Below are 20098 nucleotides of genomic sequence, written 5' to 3'. Positions count from 1 at the left end.
ACAAAAACATATCGCAATTCATTAAAACCTAACTATAGTTTAAATATATCTGAAAATTAGCCCTTTCTTAGAGGTCTAATTTTTGTATTTAAGCATTCCATGGCAGTGAAGTGGAAACAAGTTGAGGTCTTTTATGAAATGGATTTTACGTACATCATCAGTACTAATATTAGGGGTGTTAGCTTCTGGTTGTACTGATGATCCGGGTGAATTAACCTTTACTCCAACCCCATCACCAGAACTACCTGGTCCAGAAGAACTAAACCTTCAAATTCGTGAAGTGGATGTGACCGCAACACTTGCTCCCGTTACTATTACATCAATTAATGGTGAAGAAAATTCGATTAATATCGAAGAAATTAAGGGCATTCCTTATGCATATTCTGAACGATTTGAACATAGTGAATTGTTGCCTATATCGAGCTTAGCTCAGCAACAACCCTTCGATGCGACTAAATTTGGCGATGTGTGCCCACAATTAAATACCGATTTAGCGATGTCTGAAGCCTGTTTAAATTTAAATATATGGAGACCAGAAGGAACGGTAGAGGGTGATGATCTACCCGTATTTGTATACATGCATGGTGGATCATTTGAAACTGGATCTGGACAATCAGTTGATATTATACCTGATATTATAGTGGCACAAAGTGTTTCAGATACAGAGCTAGGTCGCAGAGATACCCCATTTATTGCTATTACTTTAAATTACCGGTTAGGTCTTTTAGGTACTTTGTGGCAAGAAGATAACGGGGATACTAAAGGGGGTAACTTTGGTATTGGTGATCAAAAGCGCGCACTGCAGTGGGTGAAAGAGAATATTAGCTATTTTGGTGGTACTGCGGAAAATATTACTATTTTTGGTCAAGGGGCAGGAGCTACCGCAGTTAATATTATGCATCAAGTGCCAGATCCTGTCATTGACACATTAAATATTGATAATGCAGCAGGACAATATTTTCATAAAAGTATCATGCAAAGCTTACCTTTTGGAATCCCTTTTAAAAGCTATAGCTTAGCGAAAGACACCAATGAGACGATAGCAGCCATTCTGGAAAATGAAGACTATTCAGGTAAAACACTAGAGGATTTATCCGTTGATGAATTACTTACCATACAGTCTCAAGTAAAGTCTGAAATTACAGGGCGATTATTTGGTTTACCTGATGGGACGGTTGAGGAGATTATTACTGATATCTTAGATTGGATAGAAGCAGGTGATAGTACCGCAGCCATAGGAATTAAGCTTACAGCTAAATATGCAACAACAATTGCGGCAATAGAGTCAAGAGCAAAGATGATAGCTTTTGCTCCATACTTAGAATCCCATAGGGAATGTATATCATCAGGTATTTTTGGCTGCAAAGAGTATGCAGACTATACTGGCTATCATGTTACCCAACAAGCGATGGATACTAAACTAACAGTCTCATCAGTTGTTGGTTTTAATAGTGATAATTCCAATTCTTATACCGCTGCATTTAAAATACCATTCTTAATCAACCTAGAGATCATCGATGGTATTAATATTATCGATATTGTTCAATGGTTGTTAAATAATGACAGCATATTACCAACGGATATCGATGAATTTATAACATATAGTGATGACTCGATTAATATCCCTGTCTATACAATACTCTCGGCTATTATTCATTTAGATAACATTGATGCATTATCTTTAAGTGATTTTTCTCCAGCAGAAGATGATACTAACTTAACGGGTATTAAAGAGAATATGTCTAAATTTAATGCATTAAATAATCAACTTATTTTCAAGTGTGAAGCTAGAGATTTCATTCAGAGAAATTCATCTGATGAAAATATAACTATGTATCATTTTGATTACATAGCAAGCTTTAATACTAATATTCTTGATGATTCACTTCTTGGTACACTAGGTAATTTAAGCTGTTTTTCTGGAAAAGCGTGTAATAAAGCAGAAACCCCCTTTATTTTTAATCGTTTATATAATGAAAGAGGCTCTGTCATTAGTCCTACAGACGTCGATAGTGACTTAATTCAGGAGGTTTCGAGGTTATGGTTTAGCGATGCACTATTTGAAAACTATGCTTATGTGGATGCAAATGATAATGCGCTGATGATACACAATATCTCTGATGGTGAAAATGACATAGGAAAAATAGAAGAAATTTCAGATTGGGATAGTTCAATCAATTATGGTGTAGATAGTCAGACACTTGATGGTATTTGTGGGGCAATTTATGATTAAAGTTAATTGTAGATATTTTCATTTTAATAATAACAAGAGTTTGGATTTACCTATAGTTATCAAGGAGGAGTATGATGAAAATGTCTAAAGATTTATTTTGCAGCGTAATGTCATCAATCATGATGTTACTATGTTGTTTGATTTCATTGCCAGTATTTTCAGAAGTACGAGAATTACCTGAAGAGATCGATATTTTCGAGCAATATGGAATACCTAAAAATTTACCTAAACTTGGTTTAAGTACATTAAGTCAAGGCGACCACTTAGTTGAATATGTCAATAAAAAAGTAACAATTGATGGTAAGACTAATACAGATAGCTTTTTTCTCGTTCAGAGTACTGACAAAAAAGGAAATATCGATCTTCGAATTAAATATTTTGATGAAGATATTAGTGGTGGAAAAGATCAACCAGGGCTTGTTGAAGTTGATGGAGGACTTGATTCTATTGAGAACTTGACCAAAATAGAATATAAACTTCGTCAATATGCTCAATCCTATGATACTTCATCAGTTAGTGTAAGGGATATTGATGAAAAAACAGCGATAGTTTCATTTAACTATTCAAAATATGCACTTCCTCAGGATATAGCTTACTTTAGGTTTATGCATGTTGAAATTAAAGTTGTTGATGGTCAACCTAAATCAATGATTATGACAAATAGTCAACCTTTCAGTTATGGAAAGTATAATATTGAACAATATCGACAAGAAATAACGTTAGATTACTTGGAAGATGGTCGAATTATTGTAAATGAAAAATCGATAATTGGGGTAGGGACTTATAAGCAGAAACCAGTAACCTTGAGAGTAACAATGTCACCTGTGGCGTTCTATGATGATGCTTTGGGTACCATTGTCAAAGATGTAGAAAAACTTCAATATGTCTCTGATCCTCGTATTCGCGAAAAAGAATTACAAGTTGATAGAACTTTTCCATTGATGGGAGATTTAGTCAGACGTCAAGGTATTGACCTACCTTTACCTTACGGTATTTCTGTTGCCTACCGTAATCAAGATATGGATATAGATTTTGAGTCATTCAACTTAGGTCTAGGTAGCTTAGGTAAGGTGGATCTGAATAAAGATTTTGATCCAACAAAGAGTTTTGCGACTGTTTCTGCTGAAAGTTTTACCTTACGTGGTGACGTATATATTTTACCCTTTTGGAATGTATATGCTTTATTAGGAAAAATAAAAGTAGTGGCGAATGTTGATGCTGAATATACCGCAGAAACCATGAATGAAATCCGTGACTCATTAAATAGCCAGGTACCAGGTTTAGGAACAGGCATTTGTAATACACTTGCAGATAATGGCTTACCCTTCTGTGATCGTGGACGTCTTAATGTCCCTCTTAGTCTCGACTATGACGTTGCAGGTATTGGTACAACTTTATCTGTTGGTTATCGAGAATTTTTTGCTTCACTTAATATTAGTATGACAAAGACACGTCTTGATGGTCAGGATGATTTTGGGGATTCTTTGATTGTTGCTCAGCCAATGGTTGGTTATCAATTAGTCGATTATAGAGCACAAATTCTAGTCGGTGCCGAGTACCAGGGTTTATCTTCAAAGATGAAGGGTAACTTAGGTTATGTTGAAGAACTTGGTGGTGATTTTGAATATGATATTGGTGTTGATATTAATCAATGGGCTTATTTAGTTGGTTTTAATAAACAGATTGGACGTCATTATAATATCACTGCATTATACAATAAAGGAGAGACGCGTGAAGCGTTCACTGTGAATTTAGGCTATCGCTTTTAGCTAAGTATATTCGCCTGAAAAATGAAATGGATTGATTTTTGTAAGAGTCAATCCATTTTTAATTACTAGTCTACAATAAAAATTATACGACAATTATCGTTAATCCTAATGTACTGCTATTGTTTCTATTTATCATATGAAATTTTTATTTTCTTTGCAGCATTCACTGACTTATCAATCGCTTTTTCTGTCGATTTATCTTTTGCTAGTACAACGCCTAATCGACGTCTACCATCAATATCAGGTTTACCGAATAAACGTAATTGAGTTTGCGGTGTCACGAGGGACTCTTGCATCCCTTCAAAACAAAGATTAGTGGAAGTGCCTTCACCAAGTATCACCGCAGAGGCTGCAGGACCATATTGTTCGATGTTACCAATCGGCATTTTGGTAAATGCACGAACATGCAGTGCAAATTCAGAAAGATCTTGTGAGATAAGCGTAACTAAGCCAGTATCATGTGGGCGAGGGGAGACTTCATTGAAGATAACTTTATCGCCCTTAACAAATAGTTCAACACCAAACAGCCCATAACCACCAAGTGAATTAACAACTTGCTCAGCAACATATTCAGCCGCTTTTCGAGTGTTTTCAGACATAATTTGAGGCTGCCAAGACTCTCGGTAGTCACCATCTTCTTGGCGATGACCAATTGGAGCACAAAAATGAACACCATCAACAGCGCGAACCGTTAGCAAAGTGATTTCATAGTCAAAATCAATAAAGCCTTCGACAATAACGCGACCACCCCCTGTTCTACCACCTTCTTGAGCGTACTCCCAGGCACTTTTGATGTCATCTTGATTTTTGATGATACTTTGCCCTTTACCTGATGAACTCATCACAGGTTTCACTACGCAAGGGGTACCAACGAACTCAACTGCAGCACTGAAGTCTTCAAAAGTATCAGCAAAACGATATGGTGAGGTTGGTAGTGCTAGATCTTCTGCAGCAAGGCGACGAATACCTTCACGATTCATCGTCAGTTGAGTCGCTCGTGCTGTTGGAACAACATTAAGTCCTTTTGCTTCTAATTCAACTAACTTATCGGTAGCGATAGCTTCAATTTCAGGGACAACATAATCAGGTTGCTCTATTTTAATTAGCTTTTCTAGTGCATCGGCATCAAGCATATCAATAACATGAGAGCGGTGAGCAACTTGCATTGCTGGTGCATCGGCATAGCGATCACACGCGATCACTTCTAACCCTAGGCGTTGGCATTCAATTGCCACTTCTTTTCCAAGCTCACCAGATCCTAAAAGAAGAACACGAGTTGCGTTCTTGCGCAAAGCAGTACCAAACATAGAAAACCCTTAGATATAACAAATTGAACAATTCGACGGGTGTGATGATACTGCAATTTAAATGATAAGCAAACGTTTGCGCGCTGATTTTAACACTAGATAGAAAAAAAGGACGCAACGATGCGTCCTTTTACTTTTATCTATCTGATTTATCGAAAATCGATAATTAAATTATTTGGTCTTAAATTGCTTTATAAAGGAAAGGAATATCAGGGTTAATCGATTCGATGGTTGCCTGAGTATCTGCAAGATGGCTAATGGAGGCATCCTGCATTTCGACTAATGTAATTGTATCAATATTCTCGAAGCTGTCTTGAGCAAGTAGTAGTTGGATCAGAGCAACTTGTAATGGTGGAAGGCTTGGGTTAAAAGCAGCATTTTCAGCGTATGCACCTTGATAAACAGAGCCTTGCTTTGTTGTGATTGCGATACCGCTGTAGTTTTTAGTGTAAGGTGCGTGACTAATATTTAACCCACCTATCGCAACAGCGAGATTTGAGTCATCGCTGGCTAACTGATAGTTGTGATTAACCTTTGTCATGAGCGCGGAAGTGACACCGAGATCGCTTGGACCAAACGATTCAGGCAGGTACTCTTGCAACGTTTTTTCATCACGCTGTGGAAGTTGAACTTTTAATTTATCAGCCGTTGTTAATTCATTCATGAACTGTCGGCAGTGGCCGCAAGGGCTAAAGTTGATGGTGATATCACTGATCCCTTCTTCCCCCTTAATCCAAGCATGGCTAATCGCTGATTGTTCAGCATGAACGGTTTGGCCAAGTTGTACGCCAGAGAACTCCATGTTAGCACCGAAGTACAATCGACCAGATAAGCCTCTTACGATCGCGCCAACGTAAAATTTAGATAATGGTGCATAAGAATAGGCTGCAGCAAAAGGTAATAGCGCAATACGTAATTCATTATCAGATAGACCTGTTGCTTGGCATAATTGCTCAAATTGTTCTGGACTAATTGTGGCATCAAAGTCATCAGATAATAAAAGAGGGGTAAGATGCGTAGCAAGATTTTGTGGCGTTTCTTGTAATGCGTTTTTAATGCGGCAGTGCATGTTGAATCCTTATAAAAGCTATGAACGCCATTTTATTTTAAATCAAAAACAAAACCGTGATCTGGATCTCACTTGTGTATGTAACAGGTTATTTTGTTACAAGTTAGAGTGGTAACAGTAAGCCCAAGTTGATCGATTGAGAGAAAAACCTAGGCTTAGTGGTTGTTAATCAAGCGAAATGAAAGCTAAATTATAACCAAAAATTACGAATTGGAGCATTAGGTTCAAAATGATGTGCGATTTGAGCTTGAAGTAATTCAGCGGTCGCAATGGCATCCGTTAATGCATGGTGAGGCGTATAAGAGGGCAATCCGTAGCGTTTACGACTTTGACCTAGACGGACTGATGCTGGCTTTTTCCCTTGCAGTCGCTGCCATATTCCACCCATTAGCCGCTGCTGTAATTCGGCTTCTATTTCTAATGTATCAAGAACAGGAAACTCGATTCCTTCCCCTAGGCGCGATCTCAAAGCTCTATCTAAAAACTCCCGTTCTATTTTACGGTAATGAACAACCATGACATGACCTGAAAGCGTATTAAGAACATCTTCGATAATTTCGCTTAAATCAGGAGCATCCAAAATGTCATTATGAGTAATACCGTGAATGATTACGGATTCTTCTTCAAGTTGCTGCTTAGGGCGTACAATCCAGTGCTTCGCCTGACTGAGGAAAATACGGTTTAAATTAAAAGGAACAGCACCAATAGTGATGATGCCATCGCTTTTTGCATCTAGCCCTGTCGTTTCAAAATCAAGTGCTAAAAAAGTTATCTCATTTAGCGGTGTTTCAGGGTGAGGTAAAGCTTGCTGATAGAAAGACTGCAATCTTTCATCTTGAGCTTGCTCAAGGCGAGCTTGGAATTTTCGTTGCCAGTCAATACTTGGTTTTTGCCATAGTTTTGAAATCATAATCATCCTACTTAAAGTTATTGCTGGCTTGGTAACGGAACTTAAGGAAGTTTTGCCCATTGCTTAAAATTTGGAATGCGTCTTTTAAATTACGGCGTTCAAAATCAGATAAGTTCTCTGGCTCAATGTTGTTATCAGGAGTAATGGTGCTCTCAACATCATAAGCTTGGTGGCGAATACGAACCATTGAGATAAATTCTAATGCATCGCGTAAATCTTGAGCTCGACCTTTGGGTAAAATGCCAGCATCAATGATGTCATCTAAACGCTCAAACGAGTTCTGTGAATGAGAACCAACAGCAAGAGCATGTACACGAATCAAATCACATAGAGGCGCGGTACCTCGGCGTTTTAAGTTAATCGAATTTTTATGCTGACCATCTTTTTCCATTACGAAGTCTTTAAAGAAGCCTAATGGAGGAGTACGGTTTAAGGCATTACGAGCGAGACAGGCTAAGAATCGGTTATTCTTACGTGCTCTGCGCACAATAAAACTTTGTAGCTGCTCCGCCCATTTAAGTCGACCAGACACGCCATCTAAATCAAAAAATATTGAAGCATTGAGTAGTGCCTTTGGATTTGGATTATCGATCCAATCTGCAAAGCACTCTTCCCACTCACCACGCTTCATGCGCCACATTGGGTTCGTTGCCATTATGTCGCCAGTACAATAACTGTAGCCACATTTATCTAAACCATCACAAATAAATTTCGAAAATTCGGCAAAGTAAGCGCCGTGTTTTTCTTCATCATAATCGTCATCTAATATCATGGCGTTGTCTTGGTCCGTAACGAGAAGCTGCTCATCACGCCCCATAGAACCCAAAGCAAGAAAACAGAAAGGGACAGGAGCATTGCCTAGAGTATCTTCAGCTAACTCAATGATGCGCTGCTTAAAACTGCGACCAATAACAGACATTGCAGTTCCAACCATGTGCGAGTTGGCATCTTCATTCACAAGGCGAACAAAACTGTCTTTTACTTGTTCGGCAAGGCTTGCTAACTCTTCAATGGTTTGTTGCTGAAAAATACTACTAACAAGAAGCAGTGAGTTTTGAGATTCATAGCGAATAATATCCGTCGTCTCAATGATACCAATTGGTTTTTTGTCTTTCAAAACAGGAAGGTGATGAACGTTATAGCGCAGCATTACCAACATCGCCTCATAAACGTAAGCATTATGATCAAGAGAGACAAGTTCAGGTGTCATTACTGTACTTACTGTATCTTCAGGACTTAATCCGTTTGCTAACACACGTGTACAGAGATCGCGGTCGGTGATAATGCCTATCACCGGGTTTTGGTCATCGTCACTGTTTTCGACAATATCAGGATCGCTAATCAATATAGAGGAGATGTTTTCTTCAGCCATTAAAATAGCAGCTTGTTGAATCGTTTGGTTTTTATCTATTGTAGGTGCATCGCGAGTTAGCAGCGTGCGAACTTTAGATGTCGTGAGATCATTTGCTTCTTCATTATGCATGACAGCTTGACGTAAACGCGCATTATCGGCGACTTCAACAAAATCGGCGAACGAATCAAAATGATCATAGAGATCTTGGAAAACACTGCCAGGAATGCAGTAGATTAGTGAATCTTCAATAGCTTTTACAGGAAAACGAATCTTATTATTAGTCAGTAACCCCATCTGGCCAAATAGATCACCTTGATCTAGGCGATTATAGAGCTCCCCTTTACGGCGATATACTTCAACAACACCACTACGAACCATAAACAAGTCTTTGATATCATCGCCAAAATGTATGATTGGAGTATCTTGTCGGTAATACGAGATCTCGATGCTTTGAGTCACTGTCGTGAGAACATCTTCGGGAAGTCTATCAAATGGTGGGTATTGAGAAAGAAAGTTTTGTATCTCGAGTAATTCAGCTTCCATTTGCGGTGTGTCCTTTGATCTTTAATCAGCTGATAATACAGCAATTAATTTATATTGTAATAAAGATTTTATTGGCAGGTCAAAAGCAATCCTGTATTAATAGCAATTTAATATCCTTGAAGGGAAATAATAGTAAATTATAATGTATAATATTATTAATAATGATGATTTTTCAAGGAGATGAAAGTCAATGATCAAGTGCTGGCCACTATTATTTATATCCACACTCAGTATGAATGTTTTTGCTCAATCAATGAATGATCAACGCAGTGGAAAAGCAAGTTATGACTATGTAAATCTCGGATTTAGTTCAGGCAGTTTTAATCCTGAGTATGGGGATAGCACTAATGTTTCATCATTAACTTTAGGCTTAAGTCACCAATTTGCCGATCACTGGTTAATATTAGCAGATTATAACGCTCGCTATATTCATCCAGATGACGCAAGCGTTCAACTCGACATATTGACGGTGGGGGGAGGTTATCGGTTCCCGTTGCAAGATAACTTGGATATCGTTGCTGCTTATAAGTTAGGAGCAACGAAAGCAAAAAGTGAACTCGATCATTCATCAATCACTAATTCATCAGATACTGAATTTATTCAGGCAGGTTATATCGGTTTAAATTACGCGATGACGTCACGTTGGTTTAGTACAGCAAGTGTACAATTTAACAGTAGTGATTTACTTGATGAAAATATTTACTCTATTGAGTTACGCTACTTTATGAGTCAACGATTTTCTCTCGGTGGCTCTTACACTTATCGTGATGCGAAGGGGCAAACAACCAATGAAGGTGGTGTATCTTTACAGTTTGATTATTAAGAGACTCTCGTTATTGTCTACGGCCTATATAAAAGAAAAACGGGTGAATTGACGTTCACCCGTTTACTAGCATGGTAGTTCTATCTAATGCAGTAATGTGCTGGCACTTAAAGTACAGCAGCAATGCCTTTACATAGTGGACCCATATTTGATTTAGTCATACCTGCAACACTAATACGACCAGAGCCTACGATATAAATAGCAAACTCTTCTTTTAAGCGATTTACTTGTTCTTTGCTCAAACCAGAGAAAGAGAACATGCCGTTTTGACGCTCAATAAAGCTAAAGTCTGCTGATACGCCTTCAGCTTTTAAAGTATCAACAAACAGTGTACGCATTTCTTGGATACGATTACGCATCTCTGCCACTTCCGCTTCCCATTCAGCACGTAGATCAGCATTATTTAAAATGTGAGTAACAACAGCAGAGCCGTGCGCTGGTGGATTTGAGTAAATAGAGCGGATAATGCCTTTTACTTGTGAGAACGCTGTTTCAGCAATTTCACTTGATTCAGCAACAAGAGTGAATGCACCAACACGTTCGTTATATAAACCAAAGTTTTTAGAGAATGAGCTAGCAACCAATATCTCTTTATTATAACGAGCAAAGATACGCAGACCTGCAGCATCTTCTTCTACACCGCTAGCAAAGCCTTGGTAGGCAAAGTCAAACAGTGGAAGTAAGGATTTCTCAGCAACCAGTTTAGCTAACGTTTCCCATTCATCTTGTGTTGGATCGATACCTGTCGGGTTATGACAGCAACCATGAAGAAGAACAATATCACCAGCATTAGCTTGCTCTAAATCCGCTAGCATTCCAGCAAAGTCTTTATCTTTTGTTTCCGAGTTGTAGTAGCTGTACTGCGCGGTTTCGATACCAGCAGCAGCGAAAACACCATTATGGTTTGCCCAAGTTGGGTTACTGATCCAAATTTTAGCCCCATCAAGTTGGCGTTTAATAAATTCACCCGCAACACGTAATGCACCTGTACCACCTGGCGCTTGTGCTGTTTTGGCGAGTTTTTGATTAACGATGGAAGAATCTTCACCAAAGAGAAGTTTTTGCACAGCTAAGCCATACTCAGCAGTCCCTTCGATAGTTAAGTAAGATTTGGTTTTTTCTGTTTCAAGTAGTGCCGCTTCCGCTTTTTTTACCGTAGCAAGAACTGGTGTTTCTCCAGCTTCATTCTTATAAATACCAACACCTAGGTTGATTTTCTCAGCTCTTGAGTCTTTTTTAAACTCTTCAGTAAGTCCAAGAATAGGGTCTGCGGGCGCTGCTATGACTTTTTCAAACATAATCTTCATCCATGCGAATTGAAAGGGGAATACACTGTAGTATTTATACCTTTAAGGTTTTTGCCTGACAATAACAATAAGACAGAAAATATCAAATAATTTGATTTGAAGCAGAAAAGAGAGGAAAGGGCAGATTTTATCAATAAAAAACCTCTGCAAAGGGCAGAGGTTTTAGATTTATCTCAAAACATCTAAATGATTAGAAGTTTGCAGAGCGTGGTGTACGTGGGAATGGGATTACGTCACGTACGTTACCCATGCCTGTTACGTAAGATACTAGACGCTCAAAACCAAGACCGAAGCCAGCATGAGGCACTGTGCCGTATTTACGTAAATCGCGGTACCAGCTCATGTGCTCAGGATCAATGCCCATTGCAATCATACGCTCGTCAAGAACATCAAGACGCTCTTCACGTTGTGCACCACCGATGATTTCACCGATGCCTGGTGCAAGTACGTCCATTGCAGCAACTGTTTTGCCGTCGTCGTTTAAGCGCATGTAGAAAGCTTTGATGTCTTTCGGGTAGTTCTTAACGATAACAGGTGCTTTGAAGTGCTCTTCCGCTAGGTAGCGTTCATGCTCAGAAGACATGTCGATGCCCCACTCAACGTCGAATTCAAATTTCTTACCTGAATCAAGTAGGATTTGGATTGCGTCAGTGTAGTCAACTTGTGCAAAGTCAGCGTCAACGAATTGCTCTAGACGAGTGATAGCTTGCTTGTCGATGCGAGAAGCAAAGAACTCAAGATCATCACGACGCTCTTCAAGAACCGCTGCGAAAACGTACTTTAGCATGTCTTCAGCAAGCTTTGCTGCATCATCAAGATCGGCGAATGCGATTTCAGGTTCAACCATCCAGAATTCAGCTAGGTGGCGACTTGTGTTCGAGTTTTCTGCGCGGAAAGTAGGGCCGAACGTGTAAACTTTGCTTAGTGCACAAGCGTAAGCTTCCGCATTAAGTTGACCAGAAACCGTTAGGAACGTTTCTTTACCGAAGAAGTCTTCGTTGTAATCAACGTTGCCTTTGTCATCTAAAGGAAGGTTATTATGATCAAGCGTAGATACGCGGAACATTTCACCAGCACCTTCAGCATCAGAAGCAGTAATTAACGGAGCAGAAGTCCAGAAGAAACCTTGCTCGTGGTAGAAGCGGTGAATCGCTTGAGATAGACAGTTACGAACACGTGCTACTGCACCAATCACGTTTGTGCGTGGGCGAAGGTGAGCAACTTCACGAAGGTACTCAATAGAGTGACGTGTTTTAGCCATTGGGTAAGTATCAGCATCTTCAACCCAACCAACCACTTTAACATCTGTCGCTGCTAGTTCGAAATCTTGTCCTTTAGCAGGAGACTCAACAATCTTACCCGTTACTTCAACAGAGCAGCCAGTGGTTAGCTTTAATACTTCATTTTCGTAATTATTAAGATCATTAGGGACCACGGCCTGAATCGGGTCGAAACAAGAGCCGTCATAAATGGCAAGGAAAGAGATTCCAGCTTTGGAATCACGACGTGAGCGGATCCAACCACGAACAGTTACTTCACTGTCTACAGCTAGTTTGCCACCAAGAACGTCAGTTACAGGCGCGTAAGTCATGTTTAATACAATCTCCATTGAGGTTAAAACTCAGCTCAGTACTTGTAGGAAAGTCACCATTACATACGAGCTGTTAAATATTTTTATTTGATTCTCCATATTACCTGTCAAATTGATAGCTTCAACCTTTATTGTCATTTATAGCAATAATTATTTGTGAAAAGCAGGTAACTGGTTAACTATTGAGTATTTTTATGGGCGATATATTGGTATGGGTAAATTTTTTAGCTGAGTAGCGGTGAATTGAGAATGTCACCAGATAAAGAGTAAGGTTTGAATATCAATAAAAAGGCGACCCAAATAGTCGCCTTGATTCATGTGAATATAAGAATTTTAATTCAATTGATTGAATTAAAAAGCACCATAAATAACCGATGTCATAGCAGCAATACCACAAATAACGGTGAAGATCTGTGCTGGTATTGATGTTTTAAGGTTGCGCATTGCTGGTACTTTCTGCATAGCGATTACAGGCATAAGGAATAGAATACCTGCAATCATAGGTGCACCCATTGTTTCAATCATGTCCAGAATACTTGGGTTAATGATTGCGACAATCCAAGTTGTGATTACGATGAAGGCAAGAGACGCTTTCTCGACAATACTTGTAGATACTTTTGTTGTTGCTTTACCTAAACCAACAAGACCTTCTTGTGCGCCTAGAAAATGCCCAAAATAACTTGATGTAATTGCAGCAAAAGCAACAATAGGACCTAGAATAGAAATTACTGGAGATTCGTGGATGTTTGCAAGGTATGACAAAATACTAATATTTTGTTCTTGTGCTGATGTTAATTGTTCTGGTGTTAGAGATAACACAACAGAGAATACAAAGAACATTACAAAACCCATTAACATGGTCGCTGCACCACCGGTAATCATATCAGTTTTCTTGACCGCATTTGAACCGTAAGTTTGGCGTTGTTGTTTCGCAAACTGGCTAATAATTGGGCTGTGGTTAAAAGAGAAAACGATAATTGGGATTGCTAACCAAATTGTTTTAGGCATATCACCCCAAACAGGAGCAACAGACATCATCGATGTATTCCAATCAGGAATCAAATACAAAGATAAAGCTAATAGAATAGATACAAGAGGATAAACTACTAATGATGTTGCTTTTAACATTAGCTCTTTGCCAAATACAACACCCGTTGTCATCAGCGTGATAAGAGCTGCAGATAGCAACCAGCGAGGGATAGAGACCATATCCATTTGATTAACAAGGAAAGAGTCCACAGTATTTGTTATACCCACACCATAAATTAGAACGATTGGATAAATGGCAAAAAAGTAAGCAAACGTAATAAGGTTAGCGCCAGTTTTTCCAAAATGTTCTTCAACGGTATCAGTAATATCAGCATCAGGGTTTTTTGATGACAAAACAAAACGCGCTAAACTTTTATGTGCAAACCATGTCATCGGTGCTGCGATTAGCGCTAGGATTACAAGCGGCCAGAAACCACCAGCACCTGCTTTAATAGGTAAAAATAGTACGCCAGCCCCCACAGCCGTACCAAATAAAGATAATGCCCACGTAAAGTCTTGGTAGGTCCATTTGGATTTAGACGATACTTCACAACTGGTCGTCGTCGCCGTTTTCATATTCATGTTTAGATACTCATTGGATACAGGAAAAATTAAGAGCGCAGATTCTGCCTAAGTAAAAGGCAGAAGAAAACGATCTAAATCATATAAATAAAGACTTAATGATAGTTTCATCAAATCTGACGCTAGCCTCACGTTTTTTGTGTGCTACAGGTGAGTTTGATTGTCTTTTGAGATTAGTAAATCTAATGCTTGAGCGGTATTTTTATGTGTGCGGTTGACTGTAAACGTTTGCTATGGATTGTATGTAATATGACCAGGTGAATGGTGGTTTGTAAAATTATACGGTATTAAATATCTCACGTGCCGAGTTGGACCTGTAAAGCTTGAATAATTTGCGCAGTGACTCCCCATATAAAATGTCCTTGATAGGGGATGGCAAATAATCGATGTGGTGTGTTTTTCACGATGAAATGTTGGCTATATAGATTTGATTGATTAAAAAGAAAAGAGAGAGGTACTTCAAAAACCGTTTCAACTTCATTGGTATCGAGCTTCAAACTATAGTCGTGGTCGATAAAGGCTAAAATAGGCGTTACAGAAAAGCGACTTATCGTACTCAATGGAGGGAGGTGACCGAATACTTTAATTTTGTCAGCAGGAATGCCAATTTCTTCATACGTCTCACGAATGGCGGCAGTTTGTAAGGAGTGATCATCGGGCTCTAGTTTACCTCCAGGAAAACTAATCTGCCCAGGATGATGGCGTAAGTGATTAGAGCGTTTAGTTAAAATAACATTTAGCCCAGACTCTCGCTCTACAAGCCCAATTAAAACCGCAGCTTTACGTAGATCTAGTGGTTTAAGATGAGAGACTCGCAAGATACTTTCGGGGTGATAACCCAAGGGAGCATGCAGCTGAAACCTCTGCACAAAAGTCTCTTTATCGACATCTCTCATCGCTGAAAATCAGTTAAAAAAATGATCGGTTAACCCAAAGATGCCAAAAAATCATCAACTTGTTTATTAATTTTACCTAGTTCAGTCACCACTACTGCAACATCACTGTCATCGGGTGCAATACTATCGCGGGTTTGTCCTTCAATACGCTCTAAAACGTCAACCGCAGTATCTTCACCGAAGCTAGCTAGAATGCCTTTGAGCGAGTGTGCTGTCATGAATAACTCTGACCAGTTTTGTGTTGAGAACTGTAACTGAAGCTTATCAATGCTTTCACTATGCTCTTCAACATAAGCCATTAAAACAGCTTCTACGATGTCGTCATCGTTATCTAAATAGCTTCTGAGTATGTCAAAATTTATCATTCGTATGTCCTTATCGCCGTTATTCTATTAATGGGTTTGAATTTTCAGGTTGCTGTATTGAAATGTTATGCGCTTTAGTAATAGAGGATAAGTGACTTTTATTGCCTTTTCCCTCTGCTGATAATGATGCCCATTCTTGCCAACAACTGGGTAGCGCTATTACGCTAAGTTCATCAATTACCTGTTTAGCTTGTACTTTTATCTTAGAATCAATTTCTCTATCTGTCATATATTTATCCGCGTTTAGTGATGATTGGTGCGGATAAATAGAAAAAATAAAACCGACTTGAGCTTCACTGCAATGCGGATAATGATTCAGAATTGCTTGGTATTGTTGAGTTAACTCTGATGACTGATTTAACACACTTGGATCAGTTGCAAACCTCTTATTTTGAGCCAAGTGCTCTCGAAGTTCAGTTAATGCTGAGTTGCTCGCTATATTGCTATATAAGCGCTGTAATTGTTGCTGTGTTTCTGCATCAAACTTGTCTCGCTTTTGTAAAATGGCCATTAGATCGTCAACTAACCACACTTCGCCTAGCGTCACTGCAATTGGGATAATGCTTGTCATCACAATACTTGGTATTGAGTCAAAGTGATCATAAAAAGGAGAAATAGATTTGTATAAGAATAGTTTGGCGTTTTTACTATCTTGATCCTCTAATGAAAAATAGGCTTTCATCAAGAGTTGGTAGCTATCAAGATATCTTTTTTGACCAGAGGTTAATCGCTTTCGAATAGCGCTAAGTAAATCAAAAATATATAGCTTAAGTTCCTGTTTATTCGCAGGCTCTTGGTATTTATGATAAAAGGCTTTAATGCAATCACAATAAATAGAGACAGTGGTTACCCAGCCAACATCAATAATTGACAAATGACGGGTAAAGCTCATTCCCACCTTTAAGACCGTTTTATGTAAATTCAATTCAGTAGCAATGCGGCATACCATGACAGCGCGTGAATTGACCGATGGTGTTAAGTCAAAACTTTTTTGAGCGTAGTGCAGGGCTTCTTTTTTATTGTTTAAGTGTAAATACGTATGCACCAATTGGTCTAAAATTCTTGGTGATGCTGGGTGTTTAGCTAGATAGTGCTGTGCGATTTCAATGCTACGTTCTATCTCACCTTCATTGAGTGCAATAGAAGCATTTAAGAAAACTTTAGTCAGCGAAGTTGCGGTTGATGAATGTTCAATCAAATACTTTAAAACTGGCCAGTTCTTATCATCATAAAGAGAGTTTAAAATAAGGTTCTCAACCAGAATAGGTGAAGGTGAGCGGTCAATCATACGCAAGATATTATCTAAAGTGCTACGTTCTATTTTTCCTTCCTTTAGCTGATGCTCTATATATTGAATTGCGTGTAGATTCTTTTTAACCTCAATAATTTTGTTACCAATATCAACGGTTTTGAACGGCTTTTTCAAAAAATAAGGGCTATGACCAGCTAAGACGGTAAGGACAGTCGTTTGTGTTGCGTCTGATGAGATAAAAATAATGCCAGTATTTATACTGAGTAAGCGACGACGATAGAGTAAGGTCGCCAACTCATTACCGTTAATGTTTTGTTCTAAATGGTAGTCAATAAAAATAATATCGTAGTAACGTTTAGATACTTGGCTCATCGCTTGCTGATAGCAATTTACACAATCAATATGGTTAGGCTTGATCTCCAATTGGCGTAATTGTTGCCCCAACATCTGTGCAGAGGTTTTTGAATCATCCACAACGAGTATAGCTAACTTCTCTAAAAGCCCTCGATGTTCGGAGATAAAGTCATTCATGAATTACGAGCCTCATATCTTTAGGCAATTGGCGCAATTGAGTTGGGTATTTTTAAGTCTAGTACAGTTTTATTCTATACTGCTATTTATAGGTTAACTTTGTTGCATATTCTTATGTGGTGGGGGGAGCGTCGCTAAAATTAGAAAATAGTGCGGTTTTCGTGTTGATTTATCGCAGTTTTGTGACTAAAAATTTACCTATTAGATGAATTTTTACTTCAATATTTTTACTTCAATATTTTAACGTAAATAGCGAATTAAGGTGCCGAGATGAAAGGAATCATTTTTACTGAGTTTATGGAACTCGTTGAAGACCAATTTGGCTTAGATGTGCTTGATGAAGTGCTGGCTATGTCGCAAGATGAGGGGATTTATACCTCTGTCGGTAGTTATGATCATCGCAGCTTGGTCAAATTGATTGTGAATTTGAGTAAAAAAACAGACATAGACGCAGAGACGTTGCAACAGGTGTTTGGTCGTTCAGTTTTTAAAAGCTTATTAGCATCCATTCCTTTAGATGCCAGCTTAATTGAAAGCTCGGGAACCTTTCAATTTATTAAGCACGTAGAAACCTATATTCATGTAGAGGTGAAAAAACTCTATCCAGAAGCTTCACCGCCAACATTTAATTTTATTAGTGAAGGTGAGTCAAAGATGACTTTAGATTATCAAAGTGCACGTTGTATGTCTCACGTCTGCTTCGGTTTAATTAAGGGCTGTGCCGATTACTTCGATGAAGAGATTGATATATCGATGGAATCTATTTCGGATGATGACAACTTAGTGCGCTTTAACTTAACGAAAGTAGCTTAGTGCTTTGAATACACCGACTCATGCTGCCATAGAGCGAAAACTTAAACGAGAAATAGCCTCGAGAAAGCAGGCTGAATTACTGTTAGAGGAAAAAAGTTTAGAGCTATTTCGCACCAACCAAAAATTAGAAGTCGCCCTTAAACAGCTTGAAACGAAATCAGAAGGGCAGATCCGTCGCTTACAGTTTCAAGAACAGATAGATACTATCCTTATTCACTTTGGTGGGATGTTTTTAAGAAAAAGCCTTGATGACATTCTTATATCAGACTTAATTCAGCACTTAACCAATGACGGTATAGGCATTGTTGAGTACAGTAAAATAACGCTTGATGCAAACATATTGCCAGAAGTCACTCGTGGCGTATATGGGCATGCAGAACTCATCACATCACCGCTAGAAGGTAAAAAATCACAGCTACATTGGAATGGTCATTTGTTGTATGTGCCAATTAAAGTAGAAAATAAAGTGATTGGATCACTCAATATTCAAATTCACGATAATGAAGAAGATAATAGCTACATAGAGAGTCAAATGTCGTTGGTGGTTGAACTTCTTTCTAATGCAATCATACGTCAATTGAATGTATTGAGAGCAATAGAAGCGAGACAAAGGGCAGAAGCATCTGAGCGTTCAACTCGTGACTTTCTAGCAATGATAAACCATGAATTGCGAACACCACTTAACGGTTTGCTTGGTAGTGCTGAGCTATTACGAGATACACAGTTAGATGAACACCAGCAAGCGCTGTGTCATAACCTAGGTCAATCCGGTGAGTTTTTACGCGTTATTATTAATGACCTCCTTGATTACAGCAAAATTAATGCAGGGATGATGGAGTTAATTCCTTCTGCATTTAAGTGGCAAGACTTGCATTATACCTTGAATAGTATCTTCCTAAATAGAGCACTGGAAAAACAGATAAAGTTTTCGATTCATGCTGATCAGTCAGTACCTGAGCGTTTTTTTGGTGATTTAGAAAGAATTACCCAAGTCTTAGTAAATTTAATTGGTAATGCGGTTAAATTTACAGAATCAGGGGGGGTGACAGTCGGTGTCTGTTGGGCAGAGCACCAGCTCATGGTGAGCGTAAAAGATACCGGTATTGGCATCTCTGAAAAGGCTCAGGAAAAGCTGTTTCAACCTTTTACTCAAGCTGATCGTTCTAGTAGTCGCAAATACGAAGGAACAGGGTTGGGTCTCGCTATTTGTAAGCAACTCGTCGAGTTAATGAAAGGCAGCATAACCTTACAAAGTACTTTAGGAAGCGGGACTGAGTTTAAGGTCACACTGCCTTTACAGCTAATGGAAGTCGATAAAGAAAGCGATCAAAGTGAAATCACAGCCATGCCTTTAGCTGACTACTCTCGACTAAAGGTGCTGGTGGTCGACGATATTAAAATGAATCAAATAGTCATCACTAAAATGTTGGCAAAGTTGGACGTGAAACCACAAATTGTCGATAACGGTCTGCTGGCAGTAAATGCTGCGACAGAAAGTGAATTTGATATTATATTTATGGATTGTCGAATGCCTGTTATGGACGGTTTTACGGCTACAGAAACATTAAGAGGTCAAGGTTATAAGAATCCTATCTTAGCCGTCACAGCAGGTACAACCCTCGAGGAGCGTGATAAGTGTATGGAGGTGGGGATGAATGATATTTTAACCAAACCTTATACTGCTAATGATTTAAAACAAATATTAAGTAAATGGATTTAATGAA

General features: G+C 38.7%; 15 protein-coding genes. 5 read left to right on the top strand and 10 right to left on the bottom strand.

Going from position 1 to position 20098, the window contains the following annotated elements:
- Window positions 1-133 precede the first annotated feature (133 nt).
- Both BCU68_RS00645 and BCU68_RS00640 read left to right on the top strand, forming a co-directional pair.
- A complete protein-coding gene (locus tag BCU68_RS00645; protein ID WP_102562858.1) occupies window positions 134-2233 on the top strand; it encodes a carboxylesterase family protein in 2100 nt (699 codons plus the stop codon).
- 80 nt (window positions 2234-2313) lie between these two features.
- On the top strand, window positions 2314-4002 hold the full coding sequence (locus tag BCU68_RS00640; protein ID WP_241901242.1) for a hypothetical protein: 1689 nt from the start codon (window positions 2314-2316) through the stop codon (window positions 4000-4002).
- 125 nt (window positions 4003-4127) lie between these two features.
- Here the strand turns inward: BCU68_RS00640 and purT are convergent, their stop codons facing one another.
- From purT to BCU68_RS00620, 4 genes are all read right to left on the bottom strand, one after another.
- On the bottom strand, window positions 4128-5309 hold the full coding sequence (purT, locus tag BCU68_RS00635) for a formate-dependent phosphoribosylglycinamide formyltransferase (protein WP_102562857.1): 1182 nt from the start codon (window positions 5307-5309) through the stop codon (window positions 4128-4130).
- 181 nt (window positions 5310-5490) lie between these two features.
- Window positions 5491-6378: a cytidine deaminase gene (cdd, locus tag BCU68_RS00630; RefSeq protein ID WP_102562856.1), complete on the bottom strand. Its 888-nt coding sequence runs from the start codon at window positions 6376-6378 to the stop codon at window positions 5491-5493.
- A 190-nt stretch (window positions 6379-6568) separates the two neighbouring features.
- Complete coding sequence (locus tag BCU68_RS00625; RefSeq protein ID WP_102563154.1) at window positions 6569-7285, bottom strand: 3'-5' exonuclease; 717 nt, start codon at window positions 7283-7285, stop codon at window positions 6569-6571.
- 10 nt (window positions 7286-7295) lie between these two features.
- On the bottom strand, window positions 7296-9185 hold the full coding sequence (locus BCU68_RS00620) for a DUF294 nucleotidyltransferase-like domain-containing protein (RefSeq protein ID WP_102562855.1): 1890 nt from the start codon (window positions 9183-9185) through the stop codon (window positions 7296-7298).
- Window positions 9186-9375: 190 nt separating this feature from the next.
- On the opposite strand from BCU68_RS00620, the gene BCU68_RS00615 reads away from it, so the two are divergent.
- Complete coding sequence (locus BCU68_RS00615) at window positions 9376-10008, top strand: outer membrane beta-barrel protein (protein WP_102562854.1); 633 nt, start codon at window positions 9376-9378, stop codon at window positions 10006-10008.
- A gap of 107 nt (window positions 10009-10115) precedes the next feature.
- Here the strand turns inward: BCU68_RS00615 and BCU68_RS00610 are convergent, their stop codons facing one another.
- From BCU68_RS00610 to BCU68_RS00585, 6 genes are all read right to left on the bottom strand, one after another.
- Window positions 10116-11306, bottom strand: a complete 1191-nt coding sequence (locus tag BCU68_RS00610) for an amino acid aminotransferase (RefSeq protein ID WP_102562853.1) — start codon at window positions 11304-11306, stop codon at window positions 10116-10118.
- 199 nt (window positions 11307-11505) lie between these two features.
- Window positions 11506-12906 (bottom strand): asparagine--tRNA ligase, encoded by a 1401-nt coding sequence (gene asnS, locus BCU68_RS00605; RefSeq protein ID WP_102562852.1) that lies wholly within the window; start codon window positions 12904-12906, stop codon window positions 11506-11508.
- Between the two features lie 351 nt (window positions 12907-13257).
- Window positions 13258-14511 carry an aromatic amino acid transport family protein gene (locus BCU68_RS00600; RefSeq protein WP_102563153.1) on the bottom strand — a complete coding sequence of 418 codons (1254 nt, stop codon included), beginning with the start codon at window positions 14509-14511 and terminating at the stop codon, window positions 13258-13260.
- 302 nt (window positions 14512-14813) lie between these two features.
- On the bottom strand, window positions 14814-15413 hold the full coding sequence (locus BCU68_RS00595; RefSeq protein WP_102562851.1) for a CoA pyrophosphatase: 600 nt from the start codon (window positions 15411-15413) through the stop codon (window positions 14814-14816).
- A 29-nt stretch (window positions 15414-15442) separates the two neighbouring features.
- Window positions 15443-15778 (bottom strand): Hpt domain-containing protein, encoded by a 336-nt coding sequence (locus BCU68_RS00590; protein WP_102562850.1) that lies wholly within the window; start codon window positions 15776-15778, stop codon window positions 15443-15445.
- Between the two features lie 19 nt (window positions 15779-15797).
- Window positions 15798-17561, bottom strand: coding sequence for a response regulator (locus BCU68_RS00585; protein ID WP_102562849.1), 1764 nt, complete (start codon window positions 17559-17561; stop codon window positions 15798-15800).
- Between the two features lie 270 nt (window positions 17562-17831).
- Between BCU68_RS00585 and BCU68_RS00580 the strand changes: the two genes are divergently transcribed.
- Window positions 17832-18374, top strand: coding sequence for a heme NO-binding domain-containing protein (locus BCU68_RS00580; protein ID WP_102562848.1), 543 nt, complete (start codon window positions 17832-17834; stop codon window positions 18372-18374).
- A gap of 4 nt (window positions 18375-18378) precedes the next feature.
- Complete coding sequence (locus BCU68_RS00575) at window positions 18379-20094, top strand: ATP-binding protein (RefSeq protein WP_102562847.1); 1716 nt, start codon at window positions 18379-18381, stop codon at window positions 20092-20094.
- Window positions 20095-20098: the final 4 nt, after the last annotated feature.

The organism is Vibrio sp. 10N.286.49.B3, assembly GCF_002873395.1.
Taxonomy (GTDB): Bacteria; Pseudomonadota; Gammaproteobacteria; order Enterobacterales; family Vibrionaceae; genus Vibrio.
This window is presented reverse-complemented; position numbering and strand designations above follow the sequence as displayed.